Origin of the sequence: Clostridium tyrobutyricum DSM 2637 = ATCC 25755 = JCM 11008, from assembly GCF_000359585.1 — a bacterium.
GTDB classification, from domain to species: Bacteria; Bacillota; Clostridia; order Clostridiales; family Clostridiaceae; genus Clostridium_B; species Clostridium_B tyrobutyricum.
Genome location: NZ_APMH01000018.1, coordinates 43645 through 58423, shown reverse-complemented (window position 1 = coordinate 58423; position 14779 = coordinate 43645). Strand labels below are relative to the sequence as shown.

Here is a 14779-nt window from a genome sequence, read left to right as displayed (position 1 = left end):
ATGCAATTGAAATAATTTTAATACTTATATATAATAGTGTTATGTCAAATTATTTATGAAAAGTGATAATTAGAGTTTTTTCTGCTTTAATTTATCACTTTTTTATACAGGGGGTTGAGCTACTTTGATAAAAAAATTTAAAAGAGTTCTTGTGGCAAACAGAGGTGAGATTGCCATAAGAATATTCAGGGCCTGTCAGGAACTAGGAATAAGGACTGTGGCTATTTATTCTGATGAGGATAAAAGATCTTTATTTAGAACAAAAGCTGATGAAGCTTACTTAATAGGTAAGAACAAGGGGCCTGTAGAAGCATATTTAAATATTGACGAAATAATAAGTTTGGCATTGAAAAAAGGTGTAGATGCCATACATCCAGGTTACGGTTTTTTGTCTGAAAATGATGAATTTGCTCAAAAATGTGAAGATGTAGGTATAGAATTTATAGGACCTACAGCTAATATGATGCAAAAACTTGGAGATAAGATAACTTCCAAAATATTTGCAGAAAAGGCTGGAGTTAAAACAATTCCCGGGGTAAAAAAACCAATACAATCAGAAGAAGAAGCAATAGAATTTGCTAGGTATTGTGGATACCCTGTTATGATTAAAGCAGCTGATGGCGGTGGCGGAAGAGGTATGAGAATAATAGAAAAAGAAGAAGATCTATTAGAATCATATAGAAATGCCAAAAGTGAGTCCTTAAAAGCCTTTGGATCAGATGAAATGTTTATTGAAAAATATATTGAAGCCCCAAAGCATATAGAAGTGCAAATTCTTGGAGACAAGTATGGAAATATAGTTCATCTTCATGAAAGGGATTGTTCAATACAGAGAAGACACCAAAAAGTTATAGAATTTACACCAGCTTTTGCCCTTCCACAAAAGCTTAGAGATAATATATGTAAAGATGCGATTAAAATAGCTAGTTCGGTAAATTATAGAAGTGCAGGTACCTTGGAATTCTTGGTAGACAAACATGGAAATCACTATTTTATAGAAATGAATCCTAGAATTCAAGTTGAACACACTATAACTGAGATGGTAACGGGAATAGACATAGTACAAAGTCAAATACTTATAGCAGAAGGCTACAAACTTGATTCAAAGGAAATTGGAATTAACTCTCAAGATGAAATAAAACCAAGAGGATATGCTATTCAATGTAGAATTACTACAGAAGATCCTTCAAATAACTTTGCACCTGATACGGGAAGAATTGATAAGTATATGACAGGATCGGGATTTGGTATAAGATTGGATGGAGGAAATGGCTATACAGGTGCAGTAATAAGCCCATATTACGATAGCCTTCTTGTCAAAACTATATCTTGGTCAAGAACATTCCAAGATGCTGTTAGAAAGTCGACTAGATCTGTAAAAGAAACAGTTATTGCTGGAGTAAAGACTAATATTGATTTTTTAGTAAATGTCCTGAATCACGAGAGCTTTATAAAGGGTATATGCGATACTAATTTTATAGCTGAGAACCCTGAACTGTTTGAAATATCTCCCAAGCAGGATCGAGAACTTAAAATACTGAAATTCATAGGAGAGAAAGTTGTAAATGAAACTCACGGTGAAAAAAGAGATTTTGATGTGCCGGTAGTTCCTAAAATACAATTTGATGGTGAACTTAGAGGTACAAAACAGATATTGGATGAACAGGGACCAGAAGGTTTGGTTAAATGGATTAAATCTCAGAGCAAATTATTGCTTACAGATACTACTATGAGAGATGCTCATCAATCTCTTATGGCTACAAGAATGAGAACTAAAGATATGATAAAAATAGCAAGAGATGAATCCATCATGGCCAAGGACTTGTTTTCTATGGAAATGTGGGGAGGAGCTACTTTTGATGTATCCTACAGATTCCTAAAAGAATCTCCATGGAAGAGACTTGAAGAACTTAGAAAAAGAGTTCCAAACATACTTTTTCAGATGTTGATAAGGGGTGCCAATGCTGTTGGATATAAAAACTATCCTGACAATGTAATAAGAAATTTCATAAAAGAATCTGCTCAATCAGGAATTGATGTATTTAGAATATTTGATTCACTGAATTGGATAAAAGGTATGGAAGTTGCTATAGATGAAGTTCTAAAACAAGGTAAAGTAGCAGAAGCATGTATGTGTTATACAGGTGATATACTTGATACAAATAGAGATAAATATACCTTGGATTATTATGTGAAGATGGCAAAAGAACTTGAGAAATCTGGAGCTCATATACTTGGAATAAAAGATATGTCTGCTCTTCTAAAACCTTATGCTGCGGTTAAGCTAATAAAGGCACTTAAAGATGAAATATCAATTCCTATACATCTGCATACACATGATACTACAGGAAATGGTGTAGCTACAGTTCTCATGGCAGCACATGCGGGAGTTGATATAGCAGATGTTGCTTTTAGCAGTATGTCAGGACTTACAAGTCAGCCTTCATTGAACTCTGTAGTTGCAGCTCTTAAAAATACAGGAAGAGATACTAAATTCAATCAGGACAATCTTCAAAAGATATCCGATTATTGGAGTGCAGTAAGACCTGTTTACAGTCAGTTTGAATCTGGACTTAAAACTGGTACTGCAGAAATATACAAGTACGAGATTCCTGGAGGTCAATATTCTAATTTGAAACCTCAAGTTGAAAGTTTTGGACTTGGACATCGTTTTGAAGATGTAAAGGAAATGTTTAGAAGAGTAAATATTATGATGGGTGATATAGTAAAGGTAACTCCTTCATCTAAAATGGTTGGGGATATGGCTATATTTATGATTAAGAATGGTTTGGACGAAGAAAATATATATGAAAAGGGAAAAAATTTGACATTCCCTGATTCCGTAGTTTCATATTTCAAAGGTATGATGGGTCAGCCTATAGGTGGATTTCCTGAAAAATTACAGAAATTGATACTTAAAGGTGAAAAACCTTTGAATAAACGTCCAGGAGAATTATTGCCATCAGAAGATTTTAATAAAATACATGAATCTCTTTCCAAAAAGTATAAGAGGGAGTTCTCCAATAAGGAAGTATTAAGTTATGCACTTTATCCAGATGTATATGAGAATTATCTAAAATACTTAAAGGAACATGGAGACTTTAGCTGTATGGGCAGTGATATATTCTTTCATGGATTACGTGAAGGAGAAACTTGTGAAATAGATATAGCTGAAGGAAAAACTCTTATTATTCAACTTTTAGAGATAGGAAAAGTTGACTCTGAGGGATATAGATATGTAGTATTTGAAGTAGATGGCAATAGAAGAGATGTTAGAATAAAAGATAAAGCCAGTGTGGAAGCTGCACATTCTTATGAAGAAGGTATAACCATGGCAGATCCTGATGATGAAAAGCAAATAGGAGCAAGTATACCTGGAAATATAGTTAAGATACTTGTAAAGTCAGGAGATTCCGTAAAAGAGGGTCAAAGTCTTGTAGTAATAGAAGCTATGAAAATGGAAACAAATATAACAGCAGGAGAAGATGGCATTATAGATGGAATATTTGTAAAAGAGAAACATCAGGTTAAGTCAGGACAATTGTTAATGAGTTTTAAATAAGTATTTTCTACATAATAGAATTTAGTACAGTAAAGAGTAACTACTGTACTAAATTCTATTTTTATTTGTGTTAAGTATTGGAATTATGTTAGAATATTTATAATTTCATATTTTAGAGGAGCGTGACAGAAAATGGAAAATATGGGCTTGGTCTTAGAAGGTGGTGGTATGAGAGGAATTTATACAACTGGTGTCTTGGACTTTTTTATGGAAAAAAATCTATACTTTCCATATATTGTAGGAGTCTCCATGGGTGCATGTAATGGTATATCATATGTCTCTAGACAAAGAGGAAGAAATAAAAAAATAAATATAAATTATATTGATGATCCTAGATATTTAAGTTGTAAAAATTGGATTGCCAGAAAGGGTATATTCAATGGAGAATTTATATTTGATGAAATACCAAATAAGTTGGACTTGTTTGATACTGAGGCTTTTAACAAAGCTAAGGAAGAATTTATAGTTGTAGCTACAAATTGTGACACTGGCAAACCTGTGTATTTTGAGAAAGATAAATATAAAAATGATATATTGGATATAGTTAAGGCCTCCAGTAGTTTGCCTTTTGTAGCACCAATTGTCAAATATAAAGGTACTAGTCTATTGGATGGAGGAATATCTGATCCTATACCTGTTAAAAAATCAATAAAAGATGGTAATAATAAAAATGTAATTATTTTAACAAGAAATAAAGGATATGTAAAAAAACCGTTCAAAATGAAATTCATGGCTAACAGAATATATTCTAGATATAAAGGATTAATAAGATGTATGGAAAATCGTTATATAAAATATAATAGTACAGTAGAATATATTGAACGTCTTGAAAAACAAGGCAAAGTTTTTGTAATAAGACCAAAGCAAACTATAAAGGTTAGAAGAATAGAGAGGAATAAAGAAAAACTTGAAGAACTTTATAAACAAGGATATGTGGAAGCAAAAGATTGTTATGATAAATTGATTGAATGGATGGAACAATAAGTTTGTAGAATATTTAATTAAGAAAATATCGAATTGAGAGGAGAAGATAAATGGAAATAGGAAAGAGTTATAGTGGATTTAAATTTGTTGAAAAAAAGAATATAAATGAATTAAATTCAATAGGAATGATTTTTCAGCATAAAAAGAGTGGGGCTAGGTTATTTTTTCTTAAAAATGATGATGACAATAAGGTATTTGCCATAAGTTTTAGAACTCCACCGGAGAACAGTGAGGGAATTCCTCATATACTTGAACATTCAGTATTATGTGGTTCTAGAAAATTTCCAGTAAAAGAGCCTTTTGTAGAGCTTATAAAAGGCTCTTTGAATACCTTCTTAAATGCATTTACATTTCCTGATAAAACCATGTATCCTGTTGCAAGTATGAATGACAAAGATTTTACTAATCTCATTGATGTATATCTGGATGCAGTTTTTTATCCAAATATATATAAGTATCCAGAAATAATGATGCAGGAAGGATGGCACTATGAATTAGACAACAAGGATAGTGAAATAAATTATAAGGGTGTTGTATACAACGAGATGAAAGGTGCGTTTTCATCACCTGAGTCTATACTGTTTAGAAAAATATCTGAATCACTTTATCCTAGTACTCAGTATGGTGTAGAATCAGGAGGAGACCCTGAAGTTATTCCAGAACTTACAAGAAAAGAATTCCTTGATTTCCATAATAGATATTACCATCCATCTAATAGCTATATATATTTATATGGAAATATTGATATAGAAGAAAAGCTTAAATTTCTTGATGAAAAATATTTAAATGAATTTAATAAAATAAATATAGATTCAAGACTTAGAGAAGAAGAACCTTTTAAAAATCAGAGAGAACTAAAAATAAATTATCCTATATCAAGTTCTGAAAAAGATGAAGATAAGACATTCTTAAGTCTGAATTATGCAGTGGGAAAGGCAGTAGATTCAGAATTGTATCTGGCATTTGATGTTCTTGAATATTTACTTCTTGAAACGCCTTCTTCACCATTAAAGAAAGCACTTATAGATGCAAACATTGGAAAAGATGTTTTTGGTTCTTTTGAGGCAAGTATGCTTCAGCCTATGTTCAGCGTAGTAGTTAAAAATTCCAATGAGAATGAGAAAGATAGATTTAAGACTGTAGTTTTAGACACTCTTAAAAAACTTGTAGATGAAGGTATAGATAAAAAGTTGATAGAGGCATCTATAAACATAAAGGAATTTCAGCTGAGAGAAGCAGACTACCAGGGATATCCAAAGGGGCTTATTTATGGAATGAGGGCTATGGATAGTTGGTTATACGATGAAAGACCATGGATACATTTAAATTATGAAGGGAATTTAAATAAGATCAAAACTGCTTTAAAGGATAATTATTTTGAAAGTATAATATCTAAATATATACTAAACAATACTCATAGTTCTTTAATATTAGTTAAGCCTGAAAGAGGATTGGAAGAAAAGAGAGAAAAAAGGGCAAGGGAAAAATTAAATAATTTTAAAGCAGGCCTTAATGAAGAAGAGTTGAACAAAATAATTTCAGATACACAGAATTTAAAAAACAGGCAAAAGAGTGAAGATAAAAAAGAAGATTTAGAAAGAATACCTCTTTTATCCATATCCGATATAGATAAAAATGCACGAAAATTAGAGTTGGTTGAAAATGAGGAATTTGGCATAAAGACATTATTTCATCCAGCCTTTGCAAATGGAATTACCTATGTAAACTTATATTTTGATACAACTTCTGTTGAACAGGAATTAATACCATATATGTCACTTTTAAGTACTGTACTAGGGAAAATGAGCACAAAAAATTATGATTATGAAGATCTTTCTAAGGATATAAATATATATACGGGAGGAATAAATTTTACTGCTCAATCTTTTTCTAAAAATGGCAGTATAGATGAGTTCTATCCTAAATTTTTAGTTAAGTCAAAAGTACTTACAAGTAATCTTGAAAAGCTTGCGGAACTTGTAAATGAGATAATAAATGAAACTAGATTTGATGAATACAAGAGACTAAAGGAAATAATACAGGAAACTAAGTCAAGAATGGAAATGAGTATGTTTGATAGGGGACATATGGTAGTTGCAAATCATACGTTATCTTATTTTTCACCTATAAGTAAATATGATGATTTATTGAGTGGACTTGGATTTTATAAATTTATATGTGCAATAGAAAAAGAATTTGATGTTAATAACAATAAAATACTGAATAACCTTGCTAGAGTAGCTTCTCAGGTCTTTAATAAAGATAATTTAATTATAGGAGTTACTTGTGAAAATAAAGATTACGACAAATTTAGGAATAGTATAAATGAAATATGTAGTAGCCTTAGTAAGGACAATTTAAAAAGAAGAGCTTATGATTTTAAATTGGAAGCTGAAAATGAGGGACTTATGACTTCAGGAAAAGTTCAGTATGTAGCTAAAGCATCTAATTTTATAAAATTAGGATATTCATATAGTGGAAGTTTACAAGTGTTAAAGTCCATAGCAAACTATGATTATCTGTGGAATGAAGTTCGTGTTCAGGGAGGAGCTTATGGAAGTTTCGCCGCATTTTTAAGAAATGGAAATATGTTTTTTACATCTTATAGAGATCCTAATCTAAAGGAAACAGTAAATATATATAATAATGCAGGTGAATTTTTTAAAAACTTTAAAGCCGATGACAGGCAAATGAATAAATATATAATAGGAACCATATCAGATCTAGATTATCCATTATCGCCTTCTGCTGCTGGTCAGAGAGCTTTCGAAAATTATATAAGAAATATAACTTATAGGGATTTACAAAAGGAAAGAGAACAAGTTTTAGGTACTACAGTAAAGGATATAGAAGAATTCTCTAATCTTGTTTCAGATGTGATGAAAGAAAATTATTTATGTGTTCTTGGAAATGAACAAAAGATAAAAGAAAATAAAGATATGTTTAAGAATGTTTTCAATTTGTTTGAATAACTATAAAAAATTCACAATGTGAATGATTAATTATTCACATTGTGGATATATTACTATTTAAGAGTAGTGCTTTCTTCTAATTTATTATAGTCACCCGATTTTAAATCACTGATCCAGTGTTTGATACTTTCAAATAAAATAATAACCAGTATTACTATTAATATTGAAGAAAGTATTGTAAGTAAAGTTTTGTGATTTGGTACATAGTTTGAGTATATATTGATAACTGATGCACTGAGTGTAGCTACACTTATAAATATCATAGGTATTATTGTAATAGGAATATATTTTTTCTTTCCCATTTTTATAAGTACTGATGTACCTATTGCAAAGGCGATAGCTGCTAGACTTTGATTTGCTACACCAAACAGAGGCCATATAGTCGATATATTACCAGTATACAACAAGTATCCCCAGGAAAATGACATTAGAAGACTAAAAAATATTATATTAAACCATGAATCCCTATTTGCAAATGGTTTGTAGAATTTACTCAGTAAATCCTGAAATAAATACCTTCCAATTCTGGTACCGGAATCTATAGTTGTAAGTATGAATAGTGCTTCAAACATTATACAGAAATGATACCAATAAGACATTATACTTTTCAATATAGGTATCTTGTAAAATACATATGACATACCAACTGCAAGTGATACAGATCCACCAGGCCTCCCTGCCAGATTTTCCCCCACAAGATGTGACAACATAGGGAGTTCTTTTGGTATCATACCCAATTTGTCAAATACAGCAGGTAATGAATTTATGGCAAAATAATCGGCAGTTGGAAGACAAGTTGCAGCTATTAAAGCCATTAATGCTATAAATGATTCTATTACCATAGAACCAAATCCAATGGGAAGTATATCCTTTTCATTTGAAATAAGTTTAGGTGTGGTACCTGTACTAATTAGTGAATGAAATCCAGAAAGTGCACCACAGGCTATAGTTATGAATACAAAGGGAAATACCTTACCCTGTACTATAGGACCTCCTCCATGTACAAATTGAGTAACTGCAGGCATTTGCAGTACGGGTCTTACAAATATTATGCCCAGTACAAGAAGTCCTATAACGCCTAATTTCATATATGTGCTCAGATAATCTCTAGGTAATAACAAAAGCCATACAGGTAAAACCGATGCACAAAAACCATAAATGGCTAGTATAAGAGACATCTGCTTTACATTAAAAGTAAGATATGGAGCTAATGCAGTATGCTGAATATAAGGCCCTGCTATAACACCTATTAGAATAAGTGCCATTCCGATTATAGTAGCTTCTCCTACCTTTCCCGGTCTTATAAATTTAAGGTATATACCTACGAATATAGCTACGGGGATTGTAAATCCAACAGTAAATGTTCCCCAGGGACTGTTGTAGAGTGAATTTACAATTGGAAGCCCGAGGCCTGCCATGGTTATTATAAGTATAAATATAACGGAAATTGAAGTTATGAGTCCCATCCTCTCGCCAAGATTTTTTCTAGCAATCTCGGCTATAGATTGTCCATCTTGCCTAACTGAGGCAAACAAGATAACCATATCATGTACACCACCTGCAAGTACACCACCTATCAAGATCCAGAGTGTTCCAGGAAGATAGCCAAATTGTGCAGCCAATACAGGCCCTATAAGTGGTCCGGCACCAGCTATTGCAGCAAAGTGGTGACCTAACAATATCCACTTGTTGGTAGGCACATAATCGTGTCCATCGTCAAACTTTTTAGAAGGTACCTGCTTTGTTTCATTTAGTACTAAAACTTTTGCAGCAATGAAATATCCATAAAGCCTGTACCCTATTATTAATACAAGTGCACCTATTATTACAAGTACTATAGAGTTCATATAAAAGACTCCTCTCTGTATAAATTTAAGTTATAATATCGTTTTCATAATTAATACTATTACTTTTTGCTTAAATTTAATACAAAAAATCGCCGAAGTGATAAAATTTATCCATGAAGTGTAAAAATACAAGGTTAATTGGTAAAGGTTTTAAGATAATCTGTCTTGACAATAGTTAATAATTAGTAAACAATAAAAATATAATTATACTGGAGGTAGCTGCATGATTTACGTACAACTTTTAGAGAGTATGTCATTAATTGCTTTATCGGCATATGTTTATAATCAGATTCACTTATCTAAAAGTTTAATAAAAGAAGATCTGAAATTTACAGACAAACTTATTTTAATAGTATTTTTTGGAGTATTAGGTATTATAGGAAATTATACTGCAGTCAATGTAGGCACTAAAAATATTAACCACAATATAGAGTTTCATGATGCTATAGCAAATACAAGGCCCATAGCAGCTATAATTGCAGGATATATTGGGGGGCCTGTTGTTGGAGTTGTGGTAGGTTTGGTTGCTGGGGTAAATAGATATTTCCTGGGAGGTTTTACTGCACTTGCTTGTGCAATAGCTACTGTAGCTGAAGGATTAATAGGTTCCATAACTAGAAAAATTTCGATAGATGATGATTATAATCTTAAAAAGGTTTTTACTGGAGCAATTATTGCTGAAATGGTTCAGATGATTGTAATACTTATATTTTCAAGACCATTTTATGAAGCTGTAAATCTAGTAAAACTTATAGCTCTGCCAATGATACTTATAAATTCTTTTGGTACAATGATTTTCATAAATATAATAAAAAATGCAAAAAAGCAATATAGAATAAATGAGCTGGAAAAAGAGGCAGCTACAGCTAAATTTGTAGCTTTAAGTGCACAAATAGAGCCGCATTTTTTATTTAATGCTCTTAATACTATTGCATCGCTTTGCAGAACAAATCCTTTAAAATCGAGAGAATTAATAATTGATCTTTCTAATTATTTTAGACAAACTTTGATTAGAAAACAAGATTTTACATCTTTAAAAAATGAAATCGAATTTATAAAATCATATTTTTCCATAGAAAAAGCACGATTTGGTAGTAGATTGACACTTATAATAGATATACCTGAGAATTTTATGGAAGTAAAAATACCGGTGTTTGTCCTGCAACCAATTATAGAAAATGCAATAAAACATGGAATACTTCCCAAAGTAGATGGTGGAATTATAATACTAAATGCATGTATTAGTAAAAACAATAAGGATGAAATGCTGTTTTATATTGAAGACACTGGCGTTGGAATGGATGCTATAAAGCTTGAAAACATATTGAAGGATTCATCCAAGGGAATAGGGCTTAAAAATGTAAATCAACGCTTGAAATTACTTTATGGTGAAAATTATGGAATAGATATTAAGAGTCTGTTAGGTAAAGGAACAAAAATAAGTTTCAATATACCAGTAAAAGGAGGGATCTTAAATGAATTATAAACTGACATGTATTATAGTTGAAGATGAGATGCCATCAGCAGAGGAATTAAAATATATATTATCACAATATAAAAATATATTAGTTCAAAATATAGCCCATAATGGTGAACTGGGATTAAAACTTGTAAAAGATAATAAACCTGATGCTGTATTTATAGATATAAATATACCTCTCAAAAATGGAATGGAACTGGCCAAGGATATAAAAAAGTTTAATAAGGAAATTAATATAATTTTTATAACGGCATATGAAGAATATGCAATAGAGGCATTTAAGTTATATGCATTGGATTATATTCTTAAGCCTTTTGACGAAAAGAGAATAGATATTACAATAAATAGGTTATTGGGTAAATGTGGAGAAAGTTTTCAGGAAAATCAAAACACATACAAAGTATTGAATAGTTTAATAGATAAAATAAATATACAAAAAAATTTAATTAAGAAAATTCCATGTGAGGAAAATGGCAAGATAGTATTAATAAATATACAGGATGTATTTTTTTGTTATACTAAAGATGAAAAAACCTATATAAAAACTAAAACTAAAAGATATCAAGTAGGATATACTTTATGTCAAATACAATCAAAAACGAACTTTTTTAGGGCACATAGGAGTTATATTGTAAATATGGACAATGTAAAAGAAATGTATTCATGGTTCAATGGAACTTATAAGTTGGTAATGGATGATGTAGAAAGTTCTGAAGTGCCTATAAGTAGAAATAATGTAAAGAGTTTAAAAGAATATTTTAAAATATAGAGAGGGGAATTTTATGTCAGTTGTAAATGTAAGTCTTCAAATTTTACCTGTAATTGAGGAAGAAAGATTATATGAGGTTGTAGACAAAGTTATAGAGTATATAGATTCATGTGGTGTTAAATATGAAGTAGGACCTATGGAGACTACTATGGAGGGAGAATTAGATGAACTTCTAAAGATAGTTTCCCATGCACAGAAAATATGTACGGATAATGGTGCAAAGAGAGTTGAGTCGGTAGTTAAGATAGATTATAGATCTAATGGCATTACCATGAAAGAAAAAATAGGAAAATATAGAAAATGAATAAATGGGAGACCTTATAAGTAGGTTTCCCATTTATTGTATAATTCATCTAGTTTATCTTTAGACTCCAAAAGCTGCTTGTTTATTTTCTCACTTTCTTTAGGATTTGAATAAATTTCTTCAACGCATAATTTATTTTCAAGTTCGATTATAGCATTTTCAAGATCGGATATTTGATCTTCGATATTTTTTACTTTTAATCTTTCTTTCTTTTTGGATTTTTCTAGTTCGTTTTTCTTCTTCCTTTCCTGTTTGATTTGAGTTTTGGTTTTGCCGGTAGTTTCCTGAATTTCCTCAAATCTTAGAGGATTTTTCTTTTTTTCTACGTAATAGTTGTAGTTTCCAAGATATTCTTTTATTTCAGATTCATTTAACTCATAGATTTTATTTACTACTTTGTTTAAGAAATATCTGTCATGAGATATTACAAGTATAGTGCCGTTATATTCCAACAACGCTTTTTCCAAAGCCTCTCGCGACATAATATCAAGATGATTTGTAGGTTCATCTAAAAGTAAAAAATTTGATTTTGATAAAATTAATTTTAATAAGTTTATTCTACATTTTTCACCACCACTTAATGATGAAATAGTTTTAAAAACATCATCACCTGTAAATAAAAAAGCTGCTAAAGCATTTCTAATTTGAGTTGTAGTTAATTTTGGAAAGTCATCCCATACTTCGTCTATTACAGTTTTATCATTATTCAAATTTGACTGTTCTTGATCATAATAACCTATTATTACATTCTTGCCTAATTCACAGATGCCATCATCTTTAGGAGTTTCATTCATTATTATTTTAAAAAGAGTAGTTTTTCCCCTCCCATTTTCTCCAATTAAAGCAGTTTTTTCACCTCTATTTATATTAAAAGCTATATTTTCAAAAAGCTTTTTTTCATTGAAGGATTTGTTTAAATTCTCTATATGTAGAACGTCATTACCACTATTTATCTGAGTTTCAAAAACTACGTTTCTCAATTCAGGTGGCTTGTCGGGAGCATCTAGTCGTACAATTTTATCCAACATTTTTTGACGGCTTTCAGCAGCTTTTATGCTTTTTTCCCTGTTAAATGATTTATATCTTTCTATTACTTCTTCTTGCCTCTTTATTTCAGCCTGCTGCAGATTGTAAGCTTTTAATTGGACATTGTAATTTTTTTCTTTAAGATCTATGAAATTTGTATAGTTTCCGTTATAAAAATTTATATGTCCATTTATTAATTCCATAGTTATAGAAGTTACCGAGTCTAAAAAATATCTGTCATGAGATATTAATATCGTAGTGCCTTTATAATTTTTTATATAATCTTCCAGCCATTCTATAGCATCTAAATCCAGATGATTTGTAGGTTCATCCAATAAAAGTATGTCAGGCTTCGTTAAAAGCAATTTACATAGAGCAACTCTTGTTTTTTGACCACCACTTAGCAATTCTATTTTTTTATTGAAAGCATTTTCAATAAATCCAAGACCTTTTAATACCCTATTTATTTCTGATTTATATATATACCCACCTCTATTAGTGTAAAGTTCTGAATATGTTGTATAATCATTTATAAGCTTATTGTGATATTCTTGGTTATTTTTATCATATGGTTCATCCATTAATTTTTCAAGTTTAGATAATTTTTTTTCTATATTTATTAAATCCTGAAAGACTACAAGCATTTCTTCATATATTGTATTTGAAGAATTTAATGATAGATGTTGGGCTAAATAACCCAATGTTTTTGATTTATCTATAAAAAGTTCTCCATCATCTTGCTGCATCTTTCCTGTAAGTATTTTAAATAATGTAGATTTACCGGCTCCATTTGGACCTATTAATCCTACTTTTTCACCATCATTTATGTTGAAGGTTATATTCTCTAACACAGTTTCCACTCCATAACTTTTGTGGATATTTTTGCAACTTAAAACTACCATTGTAAACACCATCCTCAATCATTATATTTTACTATTTATACTGAATTTTTTGTAGTATTATTTTAAATTAATTAATTTTATTTGATAAAATTAATTAATTTATAAGAATAAAAAACATGTAATCATATAAAATAAAGAGATAAGCTATTGACATTTAATAGTTATAAATAATACTATTAAATAGAGAATGTATAGTGAAATGATATGGTATAAATTAAACAAAGTTAAAATGTACAATGACAAATTATTATAGATATGAGGTGCAATAATGGATAAAAAGAAAAATATATCAATGGCAGTTATAAAGAGATTGCCAAAGTATCATAGATATTTAGGGGATCTTATGAAAAATGATGTAGATAGAATATCTTCTAAGGAATTAAGTGAAACTATTGGCTTTACGGCTTCTCAAATAAGACAGGATTTAAATTGTTTTGGAGATTTTGGACAACAGGGATATGGTTATAATGTAAGTGAATTATATAGTCAGATAAGAAGTATACTTGGGCTTACAAAAGTTTACAATACGGCTATAATTGGTGCAGGTAATATAGGGCAAGCTTTGGCTAATTATACTAGATTTGAGAAACTTGGTTTTAAGTTAAAAATAATATTTGACATAAATCCTAAACTTGTTGGTATTAGAATTCAAGATATTGAAATAAAGGATATCGATTATTTAACTGATTACCTTAAACAAAATCCTATAGATATAGGTATTTTATGTGTACCAAATAATAGTGCACAGAAAGTTTGTGATATTTTGATAAAAAATGGAGTAAGAGGAATATGGAATTTTGCTCCTGTAGATTTAGTGGTCCCAAAGGATATAAAGGTAGAGAATGTACATCTTAGTGATAGTTTATTGACACTTAGTTGTCTATTAAATGATATAGAATAAATAAAAATTAACATGCGTATATATATATATAA

9 protein-coding genes are annotated in these 14779 nt (G+C 30.3%); 7 read left to right on the top strand and 2 right to left on the bottom strand.

Annotated features, from left to right (window positions below; genetic code table 11):
- Positions 1-127 precede the first annotated feature (127 nt).
- The 3 genes from J418_RS0108835 to J418_RS0108825 all read left to right on the top strand — a co-directional run bounded on the left by J418_RS0108835 (position 128) and on the right by J418_RS0108825 (position 7518).
- Positions 128-3562, top strand: a complete 3435-nt coding sequence (locus tag J418_RS0108835; RefSeq protein WP_026093919.1) for a pyruvate carboxylase — start codon at positions 128-130, stop codon at positions 3560-3562.
- 132 nt (positions 3563-3694) lie between these two features.
- Entirely contained in the window at positions 3695-4546 is an 852-nt protein-coding gene (locus J418_RS0108830; RefSeq protein ID WP_017751908.1) for a patatin-like phospholipase family protein, read from the top strand.
- A gap of 50 nt (positions 4547-4596) precedes the next feature.
- The gene (locus J418_RS0108825; RefSeq protein ID WP_017895385.1) at positions 4597-7518 is read left to right on the top strand and encodes an insulinase family protein; all 2922 of its coding nucleotides are present in this window, start codon (positions 4597-4599) and stop codon (positions 7516-7518) included.
- A 53-nt stretch (positions 7519-7571) separates the two neighbouring features.
- Here J418_RS0108825 and J418_RS0108820 read toward each other — a convergent pair whose 3' ends face one another.
- Entirely contained in the window at positions 7572-9365 is a 1794-nt protein-coding gene (locus J418_RS0108820) for a carbon starvation CstA family protein (protein WP_017751910.1), read from the bottom strand.
- 223 nt (positions 9366-9588) lie between these two features.
- On the opposite strand from J418_RS0108820, the gene J418_RS0108815 reads away from it, so the two are divergent.
- The 3 genes from J418_RS0108815 to J418_RS0108805 are packed head-to-tail and all read left to right on the top strand — an operon-like array spanning position 9589 to position 11918.
- Positions 9589-10851, top strand: coding sequence for a LytS/YhcK type 5TM receptor domain-containing protein (locus tag J418_RS0108815; RefSeq protein WP_017895384.1), 1263 nt, complete (start codon positions 9589-9591; stop codon positions 10849-10851).
- Positions 10841-11614: a LytR/AlgR family response regulator transcription factor gene (locus tag J418_RS0108810; RefSeq protein WP_017751912.1), complete on the top strand. Its 774-nt coding sequence runs from the start codon at positions 10841-10843 to the stop codon at positions 11612-11614. The genes J418_RS0108815 and J418_RS0108810 overlap by 11 nt, the downstream gene beginning before the upstream one ends.
- Positions 11615-11627: 13 nt before the next feature.
- Complete coding sequence (locus J418_RS0108805) at positions 11628-11918, top strand: thiamine-binding protein (protein WP_017751913.1); 291 nt, start codon at positions 11628-11630, stop codon at positions 11916-11918.
- A 14-nt stretch (positions 11919-11932) separates the two neighbouring features.
- Here the strand turns inward: J418_RS0108805 and abc-f are convergent, their stop codons facing one another.
- Positions 11933-13846, bottom strand: coding sequence for a ribosomal protection-like ABC-F family protein (abc-f, locus tag J418_RS0108800; protein WP_017895383.1), 1914 nt, complete (start codon positions 13844-13846; stop codon positions 11933-11935).
- A 268-nt stretch (positions 13847-14114) separates the two neighbouring features.
- Here abc-f and J418_RS0108795 point away from each other — a divergent pair, with 268 nt between their 5' ends.
- Positions 14115-14747, top strand: coding sequence for a redox-sensing transcriptional repressor Rex (locus J418_RS0108795; RefSeq protein WP_017751915.1), 633 nt, complete (start codon positions 14115-14117; stop codon positions 14745-14747).
- The last annotated feature ends 32 nt before the right edge of the window (positions 14748-14779 follow it).